15 protein-coding genes are annotated in these 20120 nt (G+C 71.7%); 11 read left to right on the forward strand and 4 right to left on the reverse strand.

All coding sequences use genetic code 11. From position 1 onward, the window contains the following. Nucleotides 1-101 precede the first annotated feature (101 nt). Nucleotides 102-1844: a dolichyl-phosphate-mannose--protein mannosyltransferase gene (locus ACIF80_RS11100; RefSeq protein ID WP_399802226.1), complete on the reverse strand. Its 1743-nt coding sequence runs from the start codon at nt 1842-1844 to the stop codon at nt 102-104. A gap of 222 nt (nt 1845-2066) precedes the next feature. On the opposite strand from ACIF80_RS11100, the gene rsmI reads away from it, so the two are divergent. From rsmI to ACIF80_RS11140, 8 genes are all read left to right on the forward strand, one after another. Then, a complete protein-coding gene (gene rsmI / locus ACIF80_RS11105) occupies nt 2067-2915 on the forward strand; it encodes a 16S rRNA (cytidine(1402)-2'-O)-methyltransferase (protein ID WP_399802229.1) in 849 nt (282 codons plus the stop codon). A 197-nt stretch (nt 2916-3112) separates the two neighbouring features. Beyond that, a complete protein-coding gene (locus ACIF80_RS11110; protein WP_399802232.1) occupies nt 3113-4051 on the forward strand; it encodes a TatD family hydrolase in 939 nt (312 codons plus the stop codon). Between the two features lie 34 nt (nt 4052-4085). After that, nucleotides 4086-5057, forward strand: coding sequence for a 16S rRNA (adenine(1518)-N(6)/adenine(1519)-N(6))-dimethyltransferase RsmA (gene rsmA, locus ACIF80_RS11115; protein WP_399802234.1), 972 nt, complete (start codon nt 4086-4088; stop codon nt 5055-5057). Next, entirely contained in the window at nt 5054-5959 is a 906-nt protein-coding gene (locus ACIF80_RS11120; RefSeq protein ID WP_399802237.1) for a 4-(cytidine 5'-diphospho)-2-C-methyl-D-erythritol kinase, read from the forward strand. The genes rsmA and ACIF80_RS11120 overlap by 4 nt, the downstream gene beginning before the upstream one ends. A gap of 123 nt (nt 5960-6082) precedes the next feature. Further along, the gene (locus ACIF80_RS11125; protein WP_399802240.1) at nt 6083-7903 is read left to right on the forward strand and encodes an ABC-F family ATP-binding cassette domain-containing protein; all 1821 of its coding nucleotides are present in this window, start codon (nt 6083-6085) and stop codon (nt 7901-7903) included. Between the two features lie 345 nt (nt 7904-8248). Continuing rightward, nucleotides 8249-10045 carry a PQQ-binding-like beta-propeller repeat protein gene (locus ACIF80_RS11130; protein WP_399802242.1) on the forward strand — a complete coding sequence of 599 codons (1797 nt, stop codon included), beginning with the start codon at nt 8249-8251 and terminating at the stop codon, nt 10043-10045. Nucleotides 10046-10157: 112 nt separating this feature from the next. Continuing rightward, on the forward strand, nt 10158-12134 hold the full coding sequence (locus tag ACIF80_RS11135; RefSeq protein ID WP_399802244.1) for a PQQ-binding-like beta-propeller repeat protein: 1977 nt from the start codon (nt 10158-10160) through the stop codon (nt 12132-12134). Nucleotides 12135-12442: 308 nt separating this feature from the next. Beyond that, entirely contained in the window at nt 12443-13135 is a 693-nt protein-coding gene (locus tag ACIF80_RS11140; RefSeq protein ID WP_399802247.1) for a LuxR C-terminal-related transcriptional regulator, read from the forward strand. 127 nt (nt 13136-13262) lie between these two features. Here the strand turns inward: ACIF80_RS11140 and ACIF80_RS11145 are convergent, their stop codons facing one another. Further along, nucleotides 13263-13652, reverse strand: coding sequence for a hypothetical protein (locus ACIF80_RS11145; RefSeq protein ID WP_399802249.1), 390 nt, complete (start codon nt 13650-13652; stop codon nt 13263-13265). 21 nt (nt 13653-13673) lie between these two features. Further along, a complete protein-coding gene (locus tag ACIF80_RS11150) occupies nt 13674-15467 on the reverse strand; it encodes a sodium:solute symporter family protein (RefSeq protein WP_399802252.1) in 1794 nt (597 codons plus the stop codon). Between the two features lie 208 nt (nt 15468-15675). Here ACIF80_RS11150 and galT point away from each other — a divergent pair, with 208 nt between their 5' ends. Genes galT through galK form a run of 3 tightly spaced genes read left to right on the forward strand, consistent with a single transcriptional unit; the run spans nt 15676 to nt 18921 of the window. Beyond that, a complete protein-coding gene (gene galT / locus ACIF80_RS11155; protein WP_399802254.1) occupies nt 15676-16737 on the forward strand; it encodes a galactose-1-phosphate uridylyltransferase in 1062 nt (353 codons plus the stop codon). Further along, nucleotides 16734-17705, forward strand: a complete 972-nt coding sequence (galE, locus tag ACIF80_RS11160; protein WP_399802256.1) for a UDP-glucose 4-epimerase GalE — start codon at nt 16734-16736, stop codon at nt 17703-17705. Before galT ends, galE begins: the two co-directional genes overlap by 4 nt. 37 nt (nt 17706-17742) lie before the next feature. Continuing rightward, a complete protein-coding gene (galK, locus tag ACIF80_RS11165) occupies nt 17743-18921 on the forward strand; it encodes a galactokinase (RefSeq protein WP_399802259.1) in 1179 nt (392 codons plus the stop codon). Nucleotides 18922-19216: 295 nt separating this feature from the next. On the opposite strand, the gene ACIF80_RS11170 is transcribed toward galK, so the two are convergent. After that, nucleotides 19217-20074, reverse strand: a complete 858-nt coding sequence (locus ACIF80_RS11170; protein ID WP_399802262.1) for a M23 family metallopeptidase — start codon at nt 20072-20074, stop codon at nt 19217-19219. Nucleotides 20075-20120: the final 46 nt, after the last annotated feature.

Here is a 20120-nt window from a genome sequence, read left to right on the forward strand (position 1 = left end):
GGCGCCCCCCCCCCCCCCCGCCCCCGCGCCCCCCCCCCCCCCCCCCCCGGGGGGGGGGGGGCGCCCCCCCCCCCCCCCCCCCCCCCGGTACGTCTGTCCGGCTAGACCCACGTGTCGAGCCACATCCGGGCCCGCCAGTCGTCGATCGGGATGGCCTGGCCGGTGTAGATGGGCCAGAAGTAGATGAAGTTCCAGGCGATCAGGAGGGTCAGGACGCCCGCGGCCGTGGCGCCCGCCACGCGGCGGGTGTCGCCGGCGCGGGGCGGGCCGATGAGCGCGCCCAGCAGCATCGCCACCGCCAGGCACAGGAAGGGGAGGAAGACGACGGAGTAGAAGTAGAAGATCGTGCGCTCCTGGTAGAAGAACCAGGGCAGGTAGCCGGCCGCGATGCCGCAGGCGATGGCGCCCGCCCGCCAGTCGCGGCGGAAGAACCAGCGCCACAGGACGTAGAGGAGCGCGAAGCAGCCCACCCACCACAGCAGGGGCGTGCCCAGGGCCAGCACCTCGCGGGCGCACTTCTCGGCCACGTCGGCCGGGCAGCCGCCCGTGCCGGGTGCCGGGGAGTCGTAGTCGAACGAGACCGGGCGGCCCGCGACGATCCAGCTCCACGGGTTGGACTCGTAGGTGTGCGGCGAGGACAGGCCGACGTGGAACTCGTACACCTGGTTCTCGTAGTGCCAGAAGCTGCGCCACCAGTCGGGGAACAGCCACGACCAGGCGCTGTCCTTGCCGTCGGTCACGGCCCAGTCGCGGTAGTAGCCGCCGCTGCCGTCGTCCGGGGAGAGGAACCAGCCGAGCCAGGAGGTGACGTACGTCGCCAGGGCGACCGGCACCGTGGACAGGAAGGCCCAGCCCAGGTCGCGCTTCACCACGGCCCGGACGGGGCGGTGGGCGCCGGCGGTCCGGCGGGAGCCGACGTCCCACAGCACCGCCATCACACAGAACGCGGCCATGATGTACAGGCCGTTCCACTTCGTGGCGAACGCCAGGCCCATCATCAGGCCCGCCGCCAGCCGCCACGGCCGCAGGCCCAGCCGTGCGGTCTCGGCGATGTGCGCGTCCGGCAGGGTCCTGCCGTCGGTGCCCACGGGCAGCGCGGCCGCGAGCTTCTCCCGCGCCCGGTCCCGGTCGACGACCAGACAGCCGAAGGCCGCCACCACGAAGAACATCAGCACCCCGTCGAGCAGCGCGGTGCGGCTCATCACGAAGTGCAGGCCGTCCACCGCCATCAGCGCGCCCGCCAGGCAGCCGAGGAACGTCGAGCGGAACAGGCGCCGGCCGATCCGGCACAGCATCAGGACCGAGAGTGTGCCCAGCAGGGCCGTCATGAACCGCCAGCCGAACGGGTCGAACCCGAACATCAGCTCGCCCAGCCCGATGACGTACTTCCCGACCGGCGGATGTACCACGTACGCCGCTTCGATCGGGACGGGGACGTCACCGCCGGAGGAGAGGATCAGCTTGTCCGCGGCCTTGTCCCAGTTGACCTCGAAGCCGCGCTGGACCAGCGCCCACGCGTCCTTCGCGTAGTACGTCTCGTCGAATATCACCTTCTTGGGGCTGCCCAGGTTCCAGAAGCGCAGCACCCCCGCCAGCAGGGTGACCAGCAGCGGACCGCCCCAGCCCGACCAGCGCGTGATCCGCTCGCCGAGTGCCGGTGGTGCCCCGAGCGCCGTCCACAGTCTTCCGGCCGGCTTCGTGTACGGCGGGACCAGACGGTCGCGGACGTCGCCCCCGGGCCCCGCCGTGTAGCCGAAACGGCGGAGCCGCTGCTGCCACGACGGTTGCTGGTCCTGCGGCGGCTGTTCCTGCCGGGTGTCCGTGGAGGACGCGGTACTCGTCACCGCGCCATCGTAGGGAATGGCTCTGTGCGAGTCCCGTGCATGGGAGGTATGGGCCCGGTATGCCCCAGGTGCGCCCGGCTCCGCCGCACCGGGCGAGGGGCGGGTGCGCGTGCGGACCGGGTGCGGGGCCGGGTCGGGGCGCGGGCACGGGGTGGGGGCGCGAGCGCGGGGGCGGGGCGCCGGCCGTCCTCGTGGGGTCCCGGGTGCTGGGAGGATGAGGGGGTGACCGGAATCCTCGTACTCGCAGGCACCCCCATCGGCGACGTCTCCGACGCACCGCCCCGGCTCGCCGAGGAGCTGGCCGGTGCCGACGTCGTCGCCGCCGAGGACACCCGGCGGCTGCGGCGGCTGACCCAGGCGCTCGGCGTCACCCCCAAGGGACGGGTGGTCTCCTACTTCGAGGGCAACGAGTCCGCCCGGACGCCCGAACTGGTCGAGGAGCTGGCGGGCGGCGCCCGCGTGCTGCTGGTCACGGACGCCGGGATGCCCTCCGTGTCCGACCCCGGATACCGGCTGGTCGCCGCCGCCGTCGAGCGGGACATCAAGGTCACCGCCGTACCCGGACCGTCCGCCGTGCTCACCGCGCTCGCCCTGTCCGGGCTCCCCGTCGACCGGTTCTGCTTCGAGGGGTTCCTGCCCCGCAAGGCCGGAGAGCGGCTGGGGCGGCTGCGGGAGGTCGCCGGGGAGCGGCGCACCCTCGTCTACTTCGAGTCCCCGCACCGGCTCGACGCGACGCTCGCCGCGATGGCCGAGGTGTTCGGCACCGGGCGCCGCGCCGCCGTCTGCCGTGAGCTGACCAAGACGTACGAGGAGGTCAGGCGCGGTCCGCTGGCCGAACTGGCCGCATGGGCGACCGAGGGCGTACGCGGCGAGATCACCGTCGTCGTCGAGGGCGCCCCGGACCACGGGCCCGAGGAAGTGGACGCCGCCGAGCTGGTGCGCCGGGTACGGGTGCGCGAGGAGGCGGGGGAGCGGCGCAAGGAGGCCATCGCGGCGGTCGCCGTGGAGGCGGGGGTGCCCAAGCGGGAGGTCTTCGACGCCGTGGTGGCGGCGAAGCGCTCCGAAGGGTGAGCAAACGCTCCGCGGGGTCGGCCGGGTTCGGGGAGCGCCGTGGGGGAGCGGTCCGTCGCGGGACGGCGGTGGGTGGTGGGCAGCGGGCGGTGGGCCGAGCGCGCCCGCGCTGCGGAGCCGCAGACCGGGGGGATCGGTACGGTCCCGCGCCCTCGGGCGCGGGACGGCGCGTCCACGGCCTTCCGTAGGATCGGGGCATGCCTTCGAACGCCCCCGGCGCCGCCACCACCTCGGACAAGAACGCCGCCCCGCCGCTCCCTGAGCCGCTGCGGGTGCCGGTCGCGGACTCGCACACCCACCTCGACATGCAGTCCGGCACGGTGGAGGAGGGGCTCGCCAAGGCCGCGTCCGTGGGCGTGACGACGGTGGTCCAGGTCGGTTGCGACCTCGCGGGCTCACGCTGGGCCGCGGAGACGGCCGCCGCGTACGACGGCGTGCACGCGACCGTCGCGCTGCACCCGAACGAGGCGCCGCGCATCGTGCACGGGGACCCTGGGGGTACCTCCCAGCCCCCCAGGGCTGGGGGAGGTTGGTCGCGGCAGGGGGCGCGGGAGCCCGGCGGGGACGCGGCCCTGGACGAGGCGCTCGCCGAGATCGACCGGCTGGCCGCGCTGCCCCAGGTCAAGGGCGTCGGCGAGACCGGACTCGACTACTTCCGCACCGGCCCCGAGGGCAAGGAGGCGCAGGAGCGGTCCTTCCGCGCCCACATCGAGATCGCCAAGCGGCACGGCAAGGCCCTGGTGATCCACGACCGTGACGCCCACGCCGACGTGCTCCGCGTGCTCAAGGAGGAGGGCGCACCGGAACGCACCGTCTTCCACTGCTACTCGGGGGACGCCGCGATGGCGGAGATCTGTGCCCGCGCCGGGTACTTCATGTCGTTCGCCGGCAACGTCACCTTCAAGAACGCCCAGAACCTGCGTGACGCCCTCGCCGTCGCCCCGCCGGAGCTCGTCCTGGTGGAGACCGACGCCCCGTTCCTGACGCCGGCGCCCTACCGCGGCCGGCCCAACGCCCCGTACCTGGTGCCGGTCACCGTGCGCGCCATGGCGGCCGTACGCGGCACCGACGAGGACACCCTCGCCACGGCCCTCGCGGCGAACACGGCACGGGCCTTCGGTTATCCACAGGCGTGACCTGCGGGGTCCCGCGCCCCGTACCCTTGTCCCCGTGACGAGCCCCACCCCCGACGCCCTCCTGGGCCCCGCCGAGGTCCGCGAACTCGCGGCCGCGCTCGGCGTACGGCCCACCAAGCAGCGCGGCCAGAACTTCGTGATCGACGCGAACACGGTCCGCCGTATCGTTCGCACCGCCGGGGTCCGCCCGGACGACGTGGTCGTCGAGGTCGGACCGGGACTCGGCTCACTCACCCTGGCGCTGCTGGAGGCCGCCGACCGGGTCACCGCCGTCGAGATCGACGACGTCCTCGCCGCCGCGCTGCCCGCGACCGTCGCGGCCCGGATGCCGGAGCGGGCCGACCGGTTCGCGCTGGTCCACTCCGACGCGATGCAGGTCACCGGGCTGCCCGGCCCCGCCCCGACCGCGCTGGTCGCCAACCTGCCCTACAACGTGGCCGTCCCGGTGCTGCTGCACATGCTCGAGACCTTCCCGAGCATCGAACGCACCCTCGTCATGGTCCAGGCCGAGGTCGCCGACCGGCTCGCCGCCCCGCCCGGTTCGAAGGTGTACGGCGTGCCCTCGGTCAAGGCCAACTGGTACGCCGAGGTCAAGCGAGCCGGCGCCATCGGGCGGAGAGTGTTCTGGCCGGCGCCCAACGTCGACAGCGGCCTGGTCTCCCTCGTCCGCCGCGACGAGCCGCTGAAGACCACCGCCACCCGGCGCGAGGTCTTCGCCGTCGTCGACGCGGCCTTCGCCCAGCGCCGCAAGACCCTGCGGGCCGCCCTCGCCGGATGGGCGGGCTCGGCCGCGGCGGCGGAGACCGCACTGGTCGCCGCCGGGGTGTCGCCGCAGGCCCGCGGCGAGTCCCTGACCGTCGAGGAGTTCGCGCGCATCGCCGAGCACAAGGGGCAGGCCGAGCCCGGGGAACGACGGGGGCAGCGAGGACAGCAGGGACCGAAGCAACAGCAGGAACCGAAGCAGCAGCAGGGATCGAAGCAGTCACCCGAGGAGCCCGTCGCGTGAGCGTCACCGTCCGCGTGCCCGCCAAGGTCAACGTCCAGCTCGCGGTCGGCGCGGCCCGCCCCGACGGCTTCCACGACCTGGCCAACGTCTTCCTCGCGGTCGGCCTCCACGACGAGGTCACCGTCACGCCCTCCCCCGGCGGCCTGCGCGTCACCTGCGAGGGCCCGGACGCCGCCGAGGTCCCCCTGGACCGTACGAACCTCGCCGCCCGCGCGGCCCTCGCGCTCGCCGAGCGGTACGGCCGGGACGCCGACGTGCACCTGCACATCACCAAGGACATCCCCGTCGCCGGCGGCATGGCGGGCGGCAGCGCGGACGGCGCCGGCGCCCTGCTGGCCTGCGACGCGCTGTGGGGGACCGGCGCCTCGCGGCAGGAACTGCTCGACATCTGCGCCGAGCTGGGCAGCGACGTGCCGTTCGCGCTGGTGGGCGGGGCGGCACTGGGCACCGGGCGGGGCGAGAGACTGACCGGGCTGGAGGTCGGCGGCACCTTCCACTGGGTGTTCGCGATGGCACGGCGAGGACTGTCCACCCCGGCGGTCTTCCGGGAGTTCGACCGGCTCGCGCAGGGCCGGGACATCCCCGAGCCCGTGGCCGCGCAGCCCCTGCTCGACGCCCTGGCCAAGGGCGACCCCGTCGCCCTCGCCGCCTCGGTCTCCAACGACCTCCAGCCCGCCGCCCTCTCCCTCTTCCCCGAGCTCTCCGACACCCTCGCGGCGGGCAGGGCGGCGGGCGCGCTGACCGCCCTGGTCTCGGGATCCGGGCCGACCACCGCGTTCCTGGCCGCCGACGCCGAGTCGGCGGCCGAGGTGGCGGCGGTGCTGCACGCCTCGGGCACCTGCCGGACGGTGCGCACGGCGGCGGGACCGGTACCGGGCGCGACCGTGCTGAACGACGCGTAGGCACCTGGCCGGCCGCCTGCCCTCCGGGCCGCGGTGGGCCGTCCCGGACCCCGGTCCGGCGAGCGGTCCGTCGCGCGCGATTACCCTGGAGGGTCGATGCATCCCCCTTGGTTCAGGAGCGTAATGGCCGTCAATCTCGTCAATGTCGAGAACGTCAGCAAGGTGTACGGCACCCGTGCCCTCCTCGACGGCATCTCCCTGGGCGTCTCGGAGGGGGACCGCATCGGTGTCGTCGGGCGCAACGGCGACGGCAAGACCACCCTGATCCGGATGCTCGCCAAACTGGAGGAGGCGGACACCGGGCGGGTCACGCACTCCGGCGGGCTGCGCCTCGGCGTGCTGACCCAGCACGACTCCCTCGACCCGAAGGCCACGGTCCGGCACGAGGTCATCGGCGACATGGCCGACCACGAGTGGGCGGGCAACGCCAAGGTCAGGGACGTCCTGACGGGGCTGTTCGGCGGCCTGGACCTGCCGGGATTCCCCAAGGGCCTGGACACCGTCATCGGACCGCTGTCCGGTGGCGAGCGGCGCCGGATCGCGCTCGCCAAGCTGCTCATCGACGACCAGGACCTGGTCGTCCTCGACGAGCCCACCAACCACCTCGACGTCGAGGGCATCGCCTGGCTCGCCCGGCACCTGCGGGAGCGGCGCTCCGCGCTCGTCTGCGTCACCCACGACCGCTGGTTCCTCGACCAGGTCTGCACCCGCATGTGGGACGTGCAGCGCGGTGACGTGTACGAGTACGAGGGCGGCTACACCGACTACGTCTTCGCCCGCGCCGAACGGGAGCGCATCGCCGCCACCGAGGAGGTCAAGCGGCAGAACCTGGTCCGCAAGGAGCTGGCCTGGCTGCGCCGCGGGGCGCCCGCGCGGACGTCCAAGCCACGCTTCCGCGTCGAAGCCGCCAACGAGCTGATCAAGGACGTGCCGCCGCCCCGGGACAGCAGCGAGCTGATGAAGTTCGCCTCCTCCCGGCTGGGCAAGACGGTCTTCGACCTGGAGGACGTCACCGTCCAGGCAGGGCCCAAGGTGCTGATCAAGCACCTCACCTGGCAGCTCGGCCCCGGTGACCGGATCGGTCTGGTCGGCGTCAACGGCGCCGGGAAGACGTCCCTGCTGCGGGCCCTGACCGAGGCCGCCCGCAGCGAGGGCGAGATCCAGCCCACGGCGGGACGGATCCACGTCGGCAAGACGGTCAAACTCGCCTACCTCTCCCAGGAGGTCGCCGAACTCGACCCCACCTGGCGGGTGCTCCAGGCCGTGCAGGCGGTCCGCGAGCGCGTCGACCTCGGCAAGGGGCGCGAGATGACCGCCGGGCAGCTATGCGAGACGTTCGGCTTCAACAAGGACAAGCAGTGGACGCCCGTCGGCGACCTGTCCGGCGGTGAGCGGCGGCGGCTCCAGCTGCTGCGGCTGCTCATGGACGAACCCAACGTCCTCTTCCTCGACGAGCCCACCAACGACCTCGACATCGAGACCCTCACCCAGCTCGAGGACGTCCTCGACGGCTGGCCCGGCTCGATGATCGTCATCTCCCACGACCGGTTCTTCGTCGAGCGCACCACCGACCGGGTGTTCGCCCTGCTCGGCGACGGCGCCCTGCGGATGCTGCCGCGCGGTATCGACGAGTACCTGGAGCGGCGCAAAAAGATGGAGGAGGCGGCCGCCGCGTCCGTCGCTCCGTCCTCGTCGGCGAAGCCGGCCGCGGACGCCGCCCCCGAGAAGAGCGCCGCCGACACGCGCGCAGCCAAGAAGGAACTGCAGAAGATCGAACGGCAGCTCGACAAGGTCTCCGAGAAGGAGGCCAAGCTGCACGCCGCGATCGCCGAGAACGCCACGGACTTCGGCAAGGTGGCCCAACTCGACGCCGAACTGCGGGAGACGGCCGGTCAGCGGGACGCGCTCGAACTGCGGTGGCTGGAACTCGCCGAGGACGCCTGACCCCGGCCGCGCCGCGCCCCCGACCCTCCCGCGTCCCCACGCGCACCGCTGTGCACGTCCCCGTACAGGCACCCCGCACGCCCTGCTCACGCCCCGGTGCAGGTCCGGGCGCGGGCTCGTGCGCGGGGCGTGCGGGGTGTGAAGGGGGCGTGGAGGCGCGTAACGAGGGCATCACAGGCGGGTTCTCCCTTGGGAACAGCGGTGGACGGGACCCGGTGGCCTGTCGGTACCGGGTGATAGAAAGACCCCGTCTGAGAACTGTAAGAACCACCTCAAGACGACTCTGGGAGCACCACGTACCTCAGGGTGTGGCTAAAAATCAGTGACCAAGGGGGGAACGCGCTGATGGCTCAGCCGCCCAGTCAGCCGCCGCAGGATGGCTTCGGAGCACCACAGGATCCGCCCGCCCCGGGCGGCGGTTTCGGGGCTCCGACCCCGCCACCCCCGCAGGGCCCGCCGTCCGGACCGCCGCAGCCGGGGTACGGCTACCCGCAGCAGACCCCGCCCCCGCAGCAGCCGGGACCGTACGGGCAGCCCCAGCCGGGACCGTACGGACAGCAGCCGGGACCGTACGCCTCCGGGCCGTACGCCTCCGGCCCCTACGGCGGCCAGCCGCAGCAGCCCGGTCCGTACGGGCAGCAGCCGGGGTACGGCTACCCGCAGCCGCAGTTCCCGGGCGCGCCCGGCACCCCGCCGCCGGGACCCGGCTCCCGCAATCCCTTCAAGGGCAAGCCCGTCGTGGTCATCAGCGCCGCGGTGGCGGTACTGCTCGCCATCGGCGGCACCGTGTGGGCGGTCTCCGGCGGCGACGAGGAGAAGGACAAGAAGCCCGTCGCCCGGCAGAGCGACGACCCCGAGCCCCAGCCCTCCGGCGCCCCGGTCAACCCGGGTGACGGCAGCGGCGACGGCGACTCCGGCCCCGAGGACCTCAACGAGGGCCGCAAGTCCGGCGAGTCCAAGGTGCTCTGGTACAAGGAGGCGCCCGACGCGCCCGGTTCCGGAGCCGACGCCCCCGGCATGTGGATCACCGACAAGACGGCGGTGAAGGCGGCCTACAAGGAGCTCTCCGCCTACAACGTCGCCGACGGCAAGCCGACCTGGGAGCCCCTCGTCTTCCCGCAGAAGATCTGCGCGGTCACCCCGGAGAAGACGTCCGACGACAAGGTCGTCATCGCGTACATGAGCGGCAGCAGCGACCGCGCCAAGTGCAACCAGCTCCAGCTCGTCGACCTCGACACCGGCGAGAAGGGCTGGACGCAGAAGGTCGACGACGGCGCGCTGTTCGACTCCGTGATCTCCATCGAGATGACCCTCAGCGGCAACACGCTGATGGTCGGCCGCTCGCAGTCCGGCACCGCGTTCGACGTGACGTCCGGCGACAAGATGTACGACAAGAGGAAGTACGGCGAGGCCTGCTTCCCCGCCGCGTTCGCCGGCGGCGAGCGGCTGATCCAGGTCGCGTCCTGCGGCGCGGGCGGCAACAACGAGCACGACGAGGTCCAGGAACTCGACCCGAAGACCGGCAAGGTCAAGTGGACCCAGAAGTTCGACAAGGGCTGGCGCGTCGAGCGCGCCTACTCCGTCGACCCGGTGGTCATCTACAGCACCAACAAGGACAAGAAGGCGTGGAACATCTCCACGCTGGGCGCCGGCGGCTCGATCCGCTCCCAGGTCTCCGTGGACGAGGACTTCGGCACCCAGTGCGGCTGGGCCATCCTCGCCCGTGACCTCCAGGGCTGCGAGGGCGTCGTCGTCGACGGGGACACCCTCTACCTGCCCACCAAGGCGACCACCGGGGCCAACGAGGTCGTCGCGGTCAGCCTCGCCACCGGCAAGGAGAAGTGGCGGGTGAAGTCCCCCGTGGCGAACTCGATGGTGCCCGTGAAGGTCGAGGGCGGCAAGCTCATCGCCTACGTGGAGCCGTCGTACGACGGGGGCGGGCGGATCGTGTCGATCGCGACCACGGGCAGCAGCCACAAGCCGGTCACACTGCTGCAGAACCCGCAGGGCACCGCGGCCATCGAGAGGGGCTTCTTCAGCAAGTCCATCGACTGGGTCGACGGCCGCTTCTACATCTCGACCACCCGGCTGACCGGCAATGACGACACGAAGGAAAAGCTGATGCTCGCCTACGGCAAGTGAGGCACGCAGCAGCGGTGAGGCGCGCCGGCCCCCGCCGGCCGGCGCCCCCGCCCCCTCCGGTCCCTTCCCCGCCGCCCGTCCCCGTCTTCGAGTTCTTCGAGGTACTCACGTCATGACGCAGCCGCCCCAGCCGCCCAACCAGCCGGGCTTCGGCCCGCCGCCCGAGCCCGAGCCGTCCCGGCCCGAGCAGCCGTCCCGGCCCGAGCAGCCGCAGCAGGCCCCCGCGGCCCCGCAGGCCCAGCCGGGCTTCGGTCCGCCGCCCGAGCCCGCGCAGCCGACGCAGCCGCCGCCGGCTCAGCAGCCGCCGTCCGCACCGGGCGGGCCCGACCTCAGCAAGACCCCGGAGCCGGGCTACGGCTACCCGCAGGCGCCCCAGCCCCCGCAGCAGTCGCCCCAGGCGGTCCCGCAGACCCCGCCGCCGGCCGCTCCGGTGCCGGGTGGTCCGCAGACGCCGCCCGGGTACGGCTACCCGCAGCAGCCTCCGGCCGGCTACGGATACCCGGGCCAGCCGCAGCCGGGCCAGCCCGGTGCGTACGGCCAGCCGCAGCAGCCGTACGGTCAGCAGCCCTACGGCCAGCCCTACGGTTATCCGCACCCGACCATGCCGATGCAGTCGCAGCCGGGGCAGCCCGGCGGCGGGCGGAAGGTCAACGCGACGCTGGCGATCATCGTCGCCGCGGTCGTGGCCATCGCCCTGATCGTCGGCGCCGGTGTCTGGTACTCCTCGGCCGGCGGTGACGACGAGAAGAAGAACACCGCGAACTCCGGCGACAGCGGCGGCACGAAGGGCGCCAAGGGCGGGGGTTCCGGCGGCGGGACCACCGGCGACGAGAAGGCCCCGGCCGACCCCTCCGCCAAGGTCCTCTTCCAGGTGCCGGCGCCGAAGGTCCCGAAGGACACCACGACCATCGTCACCTCCGGCTCCTGGATGACCGACAAGGTGTACGCCAAGAGCGGCGTCGCCGAGGTCGTCGGTTACGACGCCGCCAAGGGCAGCGAGCTGTGGACGCTCGACCTGCCCGGACCGGTGTGCGAGGCCAGCGACCACGTCACCGAGGACGGCAGGACGGCGATCATCTACAAGCCGAAGATGCCGACCAAGACCGCCCCGCAGAGCTGCACGCAGGTCGCCGCCTTCGACCTCGCCACCGGCGAGAAGCTGTGGTCCGAGACGGCAAAGACCGGCACCCAGGAGATCAGCTTCAACAACGTCACCATCAGCGGGAACACCGTCGCGGCGGCCAGCACCAGCGGCGGCGCCGCCTGGGACATCACCTCCGGCAAGCCCCTGTGGGCGCCCAAGACGTCCGACTCCTGCTACGACTCCGGCTACGGCGGCGGCCCGAAGATGGTCGCGGTGCGCAAGTGCGGTTCGTACGACCAGCGGCAGCTGCACATCCAGACCATCGACCCGAAGGACGGGAAGGTGATCTCGGAGTACAAGATGGCCGAGGGCATCGAATACGCGGCCGTGGTGTCCACCGACCCGCTGGTCGTGGCCGCCGACGTCGGCGACTCCGCCGGTGACGGCAGCGGCATCTCCGACTTCTTCTCCATCGACAACAAGAGCGGCGAGCTGCGGACCCGCATCTCCGCGCCCGGCGAGGAGTTCGCCGCCCGCTGCGACGGCATCACCAAGATCGAGCACTGCAGCGGACTGGCCGTCGGCAAGGACCGGCTGTACATCGCCACCGAGGAGCACGAGGGCACGGGCGACGGGTACAGCCGGACCAACGAGGTCGTCGCCTTCGACCTGTCCACCGGCAAGCAGACCGGCCAGCGCGCCGACGCGGGCGACGGCTACATGATCGTCCCGCTGCGGATGGACGGCGACAACGTCATCGCGTACAAGCGTCCGCCCTACGACAAGGGCGGGCAGGTCGTGAGCATCGACGGTGGTTCCTTCAAGGAGACCAGGCTGATGGAGAACCCGGCGGAGAAATCCGTGCGGGACGTGGAGGCGCGGATGCTGCCCCAGCACGCCGAGATCCTGTACTCGCAGGGCCGGCTGTACATGTCGGACGTGTACGCCAGCGATTTGTCCTCGGGCGACAAGGAGTACCTGGCGATCGCGTTCGGCACCGGCTGATCGTTCTTCGGCCTGCCGGGAACCGCTCGGGACCGCTTCGGTCCGCTCCGGTCTGCTTCCGGTTCGTTTCCAGGTCCGCTCGTGAGGCCCGTTCGTGAGGCCCGTTCGTACGGCCCCGCCCCTGCTCAGGGGCGGGGCCGTACGCGTACCGCTCCTCGGATGTCCATGGTCGAGGAATGCGAGAATTTCGGCGTTCCGGGGCGATTCTCGCCGGTAGGGGGAGCGCGACGTCGAACAAGCGTGTAGCTTCCGGGACCGGACGGGGAGGCGGCGCACGGGGGTGCGCTCGCGGTTTGGGGGGATGATCGATGGGCGTGCGGTTGATGGTGGTCGACGACCACCGGCTGCTCGCGGAGGCGTTGGCCTCGGCGTTGAAGTTGCGGGGACACCGGGTGCTGGCCGCGGCGGCACCGGTGGCGGGGGCGGCGGATCTGGTGATCAGCAGAGCGCCGGAGGTGTGCCTGCTGGGGACGGCGGCACCGGCGGAGCCCGGGATCTTCGACCCGGTGGTGAAGATCAAGCGGGAACGGCCGCAGGTGGCGGTGCTGGTACTGGGCCCGGTGCCCAGCCCCCGCGGGATCGCGGCGGCGTTCGCGGCGGGCGCGTCCGGCTATGTGCGGCACGACGAACGCATCGAGGGCGTCGAACGGGCGATCATGAAGGCGCGGGCGGGGGAGGCGGCGGTGGCGCCGCAACTGCTGCAGGGCGCGTTCGGCGAACTGCTGAACCCGGCGGTCCAGCCGGACGACGAGGGCCAGCGGCTGCTGCGGATGCTGACCCCGCGGGAGGTGGAGGTCCTGGTCCGGGTCGCCGAGGGCGAGGACACCCGGCTGATCGCGGCGGGCATGGGCATAGCACCGTCCACGGCACGGACGCACGTACAGCGCGTCCTGATGAAACTCGGCGTGGGCTCCCGGCTGGAGGCCGCGGCGCTGGCTGCCCGGACGGGGCTGCTGGACCGGGCGGGCCCGGTGCGGGGGACGGGAGCGCCCGAGGAGTGAGGGCGCCCGCGGGGCGGGACGCCCGCGGTGCCGGTGCCTGTGCCACCGGTACCGCGGACCTCCCCGCCGCGCCGCGCGTCCTCGGACGTCCCGCCGCGCGCGGGTGATCAGCTGCCCCGCCGGGTGCTCAGTCGCCCTGCTGCCGCTCCTGTACGGCGTCCGTGACGTCCGGGGGCGGTGGAGCGGTGGGCCGCAGCTTCAGCCAGACGAGGAAGAACAGGCCCAGGGCCAGCATGCCCAGGCCGGTCCACAGGTTGATGTTGATCCCCTCGGCCTTTTCGATGTCCGCGTCGGACGCGGTGATGCCCGCGATCGTGACGATGACGCCGTACACCACGAACAGACCGCCGATGAGGCGGCGGATGTCGAAGAGGCGGGCGGCGGTCGCGGACTTGGCCTCCAGTTCGGAGACCTCCTCCTGGAGGTCCTTGTCCGAATAGTGCGCGGAGCGGTCCGCGGGGTGGCGCCCGGACGAGGAGCCGGAGTCGGACGGGGATGCGGAGTGGTGGTCGGACATGGTCTCTCAATCCTCCCGCGGTCAGAACGAGAACGGGATGTAGCAGGCGGCCGCCAGGATCACCGCGCCCCAGCCGAGCAGCGCGGGCCTGCGGTACCAGGCGTCGTCGCCCTCGGCGGGCGGCTCGGCCATGCCGGGCGAGACGGTGCCGTAGACCAGGCCCTGGAGGTCCTCGGCCGGCTTGGGTGCGGTGAACAGCGACACCGCGACCATGACCACCGCGCCCGCGACGAAGCCCGCGATCGCGGAGACGAAGTTGGCGCCCTGGTCGGTGGGGATGCCGACGATGCCCTGCTTGTAGAGGACGAAGTAGTTGACCATCGCGGCGGTGGTGCCGGCGATCAGCCCCCAGAAGCCGGACTTCATCGACGCCCGCTTCCAGAACATGCCGATGATGAAGACCACGAACATCGGCACGTTGAAGAAGGAGAACAGCGTCTGGAGGTAGCTCATGATGTTCGAGAACGACGAGGCCAGGAAGGCCGTGCCGATCGACGCCAGGACCCCGGCCACGGTGATCAGCCGGCCGAAGCGGACGTAGTAGCCGTCCTCGCGGTCCTTCACCACGTACCGCGCCCAGATGTCGGTGGTGAACACCGTGTTGAAGGACGAGATGTTGGCCGCCATGCCCGCCATGAACGCGGCCAGCAGACCGGTCACGGCGATGCCCAGAACGCCGTTGGGCAGCAGTTGCTCCATGAGGTACGGGATGGCGTCGTTGTACTGGAGATCCGAGTCCGCGGTGCCGATCTTGGGCACCAGGACGGCCGCGACCAGGCCCGGGATCATCACCAGGAAGACGATGAAGATCTTCGGGTACGCGGCGATGAGCGGGGTGCGCTGGGCCGCGGAGAGGTTCTTCGCGGACAGGGCGCGCTGCACCTCGGCGAAGTTGGTCGTCCAGTAGCCGAAGGACAGGACGAAACCGAGACCGAGGACGATGGTCAGCCAGTTCGCACCGAGCGGGTTGTCGCTGCCGATGCCGGTGCCGCCCCAGGACGTCATGAAGTCGGCGCCGCGGGACTCGGTCAGGGAGTCCGACAGCCCGTTCCAGCCGCCGACACTCCTCAGCCCGAGCACGGTGATCGGGATGAGCGCGGCGAGGATGACGAAGAACTGCAGCACCTCGTTGTAGATGGCCGAGGAGAGACCGCCGAGGGTGATGTAGGCGAGGACGAAGAAGCCGGCGACCACGATGGCCACCCACTGCGGCCAGCCCAGCAGCGCCTCCACCACGATCGCCAGCGCGTAGAGGTTGACGCCGGCGATGAGGATGGCCGCGCAGGCGAACAGGAGCGAGCTGAGCAGGTGGGCCGCCTTGTCGAAGCGCAGCAGCAGGAACTCGGGGACCGAGCGGACCTTGGAGCCGTAGTAGAACGGCATCATCACCAGGCCGAGGAAGACCATCGCGGGGATGGCGCCGATCCAGTACCAGTGCGTGGTGTAGACGCCGTACTGCGCGCTGTTGGCGGCCATGCCCAGGATCTCGGTGGCGCCCAGGTTGGCGGCGACGAAGGCCAGACCGGTGACCCAGGCGGGCAGGGAGCGGCCGGACAGGAAGAAGTCGAGGCTGGTCTTCACCGACCGGCGGGCCGCGAAGCCGATGCCGAGGACGACGACGAAGTAGATCCCGAGGATCAGGTAGTCGAGCCAGTTGGTGGGGAGCCGCAGCTCGGCGGCGAGGTGGAGCGGACTGGCGGGGTCGGTGGGACCGATGACGCCGGTGGAGCCCGTGGGGCTGATGGCACCGGTGGGGCCGGTGGGAGGAGTGAGGTGTGGGGTGAATGGTGCAGGCAGATGTGTGGGGGTCTGCATGGAGTACTCGCTTCGTTGCGCGAACCGATACGTCGCGGAACCTACGCCTCCGCGTTCACTGATCGACCACTTCCGCTGGTGCGGTTTGTTTGATGGTGATGTTGACGGTCCTGGTGAGTTGTGTTTTGGTATGTTGGGTTATGTTGAAACGATGTGAAGACGGTGCAGTGAAGACCGTGCAGTGAACGGCTCGAATGGAGCGTCCGGCGTGAAGAAGACCTCGACCCGGCTGGCCGACGGTCGCGAACTCATCTACTACGACCTCAGTGACGACACTGTGCGCGACGCGGCCGACCGCCGCCCGCTGGACGCCACCGTCACGACGTCCGAGATCCGCCGCGACCCGCTGCTCGGCGACTCCGTGGCCATCGCCTCCCACCGCCAGGGCCGCACCTACCACCCGCCGGCCGACGAATGCCCCCTGTGCCCCTCCGAGGGCGACCGGCTCAGCGAGATCCCGGACTCCTCGTACGACGTCGTGGTCTTCGAGAACCGCTTCCCCTCGCTGGCCGGCGACTCCGGCCGCTGCGAGGTCGTCTGCTTCACCTCCGACCACAACGCCTCCTTCGGCTCCCTGGGCGAGGAGCAGGCACGCCTGGTCCTGGACGCGTGGACGGACAGGACGTCGGAGCTGTCCCATCTACCCTCCGTTGAACAGGTGTTCTGTTTCGAGAACCGGGGTGCCGAGATCGGCGTCACCCTCCAGCACCCGCACGGGCAGATCTACGCCTACCCCTTCACCACCCCCCGCACCTCCCTGATGCTCCGCCAAGTGGCCGCACACAAGGAGGCGACCGGCGGGGCAAACCTGTTCGACACCGTCCTGGCGGAGGAACGGGCGGGGGAGCGGGTCGTCCTGGAGAGCGACCACTGGGTCGCCTACGTGCCGTACGCCGCGCACTGGCCCTACGAGGTCCACCTGTATCCCCAGCGCCGGGTGCCCGACCTGCTCGGGCTCGACGAGGCGGCACGCGCGGAGTTTCCCCGGGTCTATCTGGAACTGTTGCGGCGGTTCGACCGGATCTTCGGCGAGGGCGAGCCTCCGACCCCGTACATCGCGGCCTGGCACCAGGCCCCGTTCGGCACGCTGGAGGAGTTCGACGGCATCACGCGCGACGACTTCGCGCTCCACCTCGAGCTTTTCACCATTCGCCGCACATCCGGCAAGCTGAAGTTCCTCGCGGGCTCCGAGTCCGGCATGAACGTGTTCATCAACGACGTGCCGCCGGAGCGCGCGGCCGAGCGACTGCGAGAGGTAGCGAGTTCATGAGCGGGAAATACCTGGTCACCGGCGGCGCGGGCTATGTCGGCAGCGTCGTCGCCCAGCATCTGCTGGAGGCGGGCCACGAGGTCGTCGTCCTCGACAACCTCTCCACCGGCGTGCGCGAGGCCGTCCCGGCCGGTGCCTCCTTCATCGAGGGCGACATCCGCTCCGCCGCCACCTGGCTCGACCCCTCCTTCGACGGCGTCCTGCACTTCGCCGCGTTCTCCCAGGTCGGCGAGTCGGTCGTGAAGCCCGAGAAGTACTGGGACAACAACGTCGGCGGCACCATGGCCCTGCTCGGCGCGATGCGCGAGGCGGGCGTGCGCCGACTGGTCTTCTCCTCCACCGCGGCCACCTACGGCGAGCCCGAGCAGGTCCCGATCGTCGAGACCGCCCCGACCCGCCCCACCAACCCCTACGGCGCCTCCAAGCTCGCCGTCGACCACATGATCACCGGCGAGGCGGCGGCCCACGGCCTGGGCGCGGTCTCCCTGCGCTACTTCAACGTGGCCGGCGCCTACGGCCACTGCGGTGAGCGGCACGACCCCGAGTCCCACCTGATCCCGCTCGTCCTCCAGGTCGCCCAGGGCCGCCGCGACGCGATCAGCGTCTACGGCGACGACTACCCGACGCCGGACGGCACCTGCGTACGCGACTACATCCACGTCGCCGACCTGGCCGAGGCCCACCTGCTGGCCCTGACCGCGGCGACCGGGGGCGAACACCTCATCTGCAACCTCGGCAACGGCAACGGCTTCTCGGTCCGCGAGGTAGTCGAGACGGTCCGCCGGGTCACCGGTCACCCGATCCCCGAGGTCGTGGCCCCCCGCCGGGGCGGCGATCCGGCGGTCCTGGTGGCGTCGGCCGCCGCGGCCCACGAGAAACTGGGCTGGAAGCCGTCCCGCCCGGACCTCGCCGGGATCGTCGCGGACGCGTGGGAGTTCGCGCAGCGGCAGCAGCAGGGCAAGCAGTAGCAGGACGTTCAGGACGACGAAGAGTCAGGGGCAGGGCATGAGCGAGTCCATCGCCGGCGAGGCGGCCGCGGGAGCGGTCGGCGAGCGATTCCGGGAGCTGTACGGAGCCGAACCGCAGGGCGTCTGGGCGGCGCCGGGCCGGGTCAACCTCATCGGTGAGCACACCGACTACAACGACGGCTTCGTCATGCCGTTCGCCCTGCCTCACACCGCGGTCGCGGCGGTCTCCCGGCGCGACGACGGCGTCCTGCGCCTGCACTCCGCCGACGTGGCCGCACCCGTCGTGGAGGTCACGGTCGACTCCCTCACCCCCGGCACGGACAAGAATTGGACCGCCTACCCGGCGGGCGTCGTCTGGGCCCTGCGCGAGGCCGGCCACACCGTGACCGGCGCCGACATCCACCTCGCCTCGACGGTCCCGGCCGGCGCCGGCCTGTCCTCCTCGGCGGCCCTGGAGGTCGTCGTCGCCCTCGCCCTCAACGACCTGTACGAACTGGGCCTGCGCGGCTGGCAGCTGGCCCGCCTGTGCCAGCGCGCGGAGAACGTCTACGTCGGCGCCCCCGTCGGCATCATGGACCAGACGGCGTCCGCCTGCTGCGAGAGCGGACACGCCCTGTTCCTCGACACCCGCGACCTCTCCCAGCGGCAGATCCCCTTCGACCTCGCCGCCGAGGGCATGCGCCTGCTGGTCGTCGACACCCAGGTCAAGCACAGCCACAGCGAGGGCGAGTACGGCAAGCGCCGCGCCGGCTGCGAGCGGGGCGCGGCCCTGCTGGGCGTCGACGCCCTGCGGGACGTCCCGTACGCCGGCCTCGACGCGGCGCTGGAGCGGCTGGGCGACGAGGAGGAGGTCCGCCGCCTGGTCCGGCACGTGGTGACGGAGGACGAGCGGGTGGAACAGGTCGTCGCCCTCCTGGAATCGGGCGACACCCGCGCCATCGGCCCCTTCCTCGTCGCGGGCCACGCCTCCCTGCGCGACGACTTCCGCGTCTCCTGCCCCGAACTCGACCTGGTCGTCGACACGGCCGTCGCCGCCGGCGCCCTCGGCGCCCGCATGACCGGCGGCGGCTTCGGCGGCTCGGCCATCGTCCTGGCCGAGGAAGCCGACGTGGACGCCATCACCAAGGCGGTGGAGAACGCCTTCGCCACGGCCGGCTTCAAGACCCCCCGCGTCTTCGAGGCGGTGCCTTCGGCGGGGGCGCGACAACTCCGCTGAGCACCGGGCGGCTGTGCCGGCCAGAGCCCGGCACAGCCGCCCGTGAAGTGACGCCAAGGGCCGGACGAGTGCCCGTGCCCCTGGTACCCAGCACGGAGCCTCTTGCCTCCGGCTGCGCTACGGGCTCATCGGCCTCGACGCTGCCGAGCCGCTCGCCGACGAGAAGGTGAAGCCGGACAGCGGCCTGATCACGCGTCGGTACCGGCGGACGCATGGGCACGCTCCGTCAAGGAGCCGGCCGTGTCCGCCATGCGGGATCCGGGGGTCGCCCGCCGTCCCGCGGCAGGCCCGCACGTCACGTGGAGCGTTCCGGCAAGGGCGAGACAGCAACGTAGTGCGTGGTGTCTTCGGGTACGCCGGTGTGTTCCACGCCGTCGTCGTCGAGGTAGCGCCATTCGAACGGCACACCTCGTGCCGTCATCACATCGGGACCGTCCATCAACTGGAAGTGGAGGTGCGGCTCGGACGAGTTGCCTGAGTTGCCGCATTCGGCGATCTCCTGACCCGCCGTCACCCGGTCGCCCACGGCCACACGCAGCGAGCCGCGCCGCAGGTGCGCGAAGGCCGCGTACACGCCGTCGCCGAGGTCCAAGATGATGTAGTTCCCCATGAGGTGCCTCGGCCAGCCGAGACTGCGGACGAAACCCTCCAGGTAGAGGAAGAGGAAGGCGGGCAACGACATGCGCGACAGATGGTCCCGCTGCCGTCCCGCGGTCGCGACGACGACTCCGTCGGCGGGGGCGAGCAGCGGCATGCCGTGGGTGGGGTAGAGGCGAGGGCTCCGCGCGAGTGGCCAGAGCCAGCGGAAGGGCGGAGCCTCCGGGGTGTCCCCTTCGCCGCTTCCGCTTCCTTTGGGTACGTACTTCAGATCGATGGCGTATGTCTGTGCGTGGCTGTGGGTGTGGCTGGGGATCTTCGTGGCCGGGCCGTTGAGAGCCATCCAGCGTCCGGAGGTGGGGGCGCGGAGGAGTACCGGCTCGCGGTCCAGGGGCGGGTGCTGGGCACGGATCAGTGTCACGCGCATGATCTGGCTGGCGATCAGCAACGCCACACCGGTGTACCAGAGCGGGCCGAGCCCTTGGGTGTTCACCACGATGCACAAGGCACCGACAGCGAGCACCAGGCCATAGCGTTTCCACAGCATCACGAGCATGCGCACCTCTTCGCGGGTATGTCAGTTCGGACGGCGTCCGCATCCT

It is taken from the genome of Streptomyces sp. NPDC085927, assembly GCF_044540975.1.
GTDB lineage: Bacteria > Actinomycetota > Actinomycetes > Streptomycetales > Streptomycetaceae > Streptomyces > Streptomyces hirsutus.

Coding starts and splice junctions, on each gene's coding strand:
- ACIF80_RS11125 (WP_399802240.1), top strand. CDS start 6,083: ATGGCCGTCAATCTCGTCAATGTCGAGAACGTCAGCAAGGTGTACGGC.
- ACIF80_RS11110 (WP_399802232.1), top strand. CDS start 3,113: ATGCCTTCGAACGCCCCCGGCGCCGCCACCACCTCGGACAAGAACGCC.
- ACIF80_RS11170 (WP_399802262.1), bottom strand. CDS start 20,074: ATGCTCGTGATGCTGTGGAAACGCTATGGCCTGGTGCTCGCTGTCGGT.
- ACIF80_RS11135 (WP_399802244.1), top strand. CDS start 10,158: ATGACGCAGCCGCCCCAGCCGCCCAACCAGCCGGGCTTCGGCCCGCCG.
- ACIF80_RS11150 (WP_399802252.1), bottom strand. CDS start 15,467: ATGCAGACCCCCACACATCTGCCTGCACCATTCACCCCACACCTCACT.
- galE (WP_399802256.1), top strand. CDS start 16,734: ATGAGCGGGAAATACCTGGTCACCGGCGGCGCGGGCTATGTCGGCAGC.
- ACIF80_RS11145 (WP_399802249.1), bottom strand. CDS start 13,652: ATGTCCGACCACCACTCCGCATCCCCGTCCGACTCCGGCTCCTCGTCC.
- galK (WP_399802259.1), top strand. CDS start 17,743: ATGAGCGAGTCCATCGCCGGCGAGGCGGCCGCGGGAGCGGTCGGCGAG.
- ACIF80_RS11130 (WP_399802242.1), top strand. CDS start 8,249: ATGGCTCAGCCGCCCAGTCAGCCGCCGCAGGATGGCTTCGGAGCACCA.
- ACIF80_RS11140 (WP_399802247.1), top strand. CDS start 12,443: ATGGGCGTGCGGTTGATGGTGGTCGACGACCACCGGCTGCTCGCGGAG.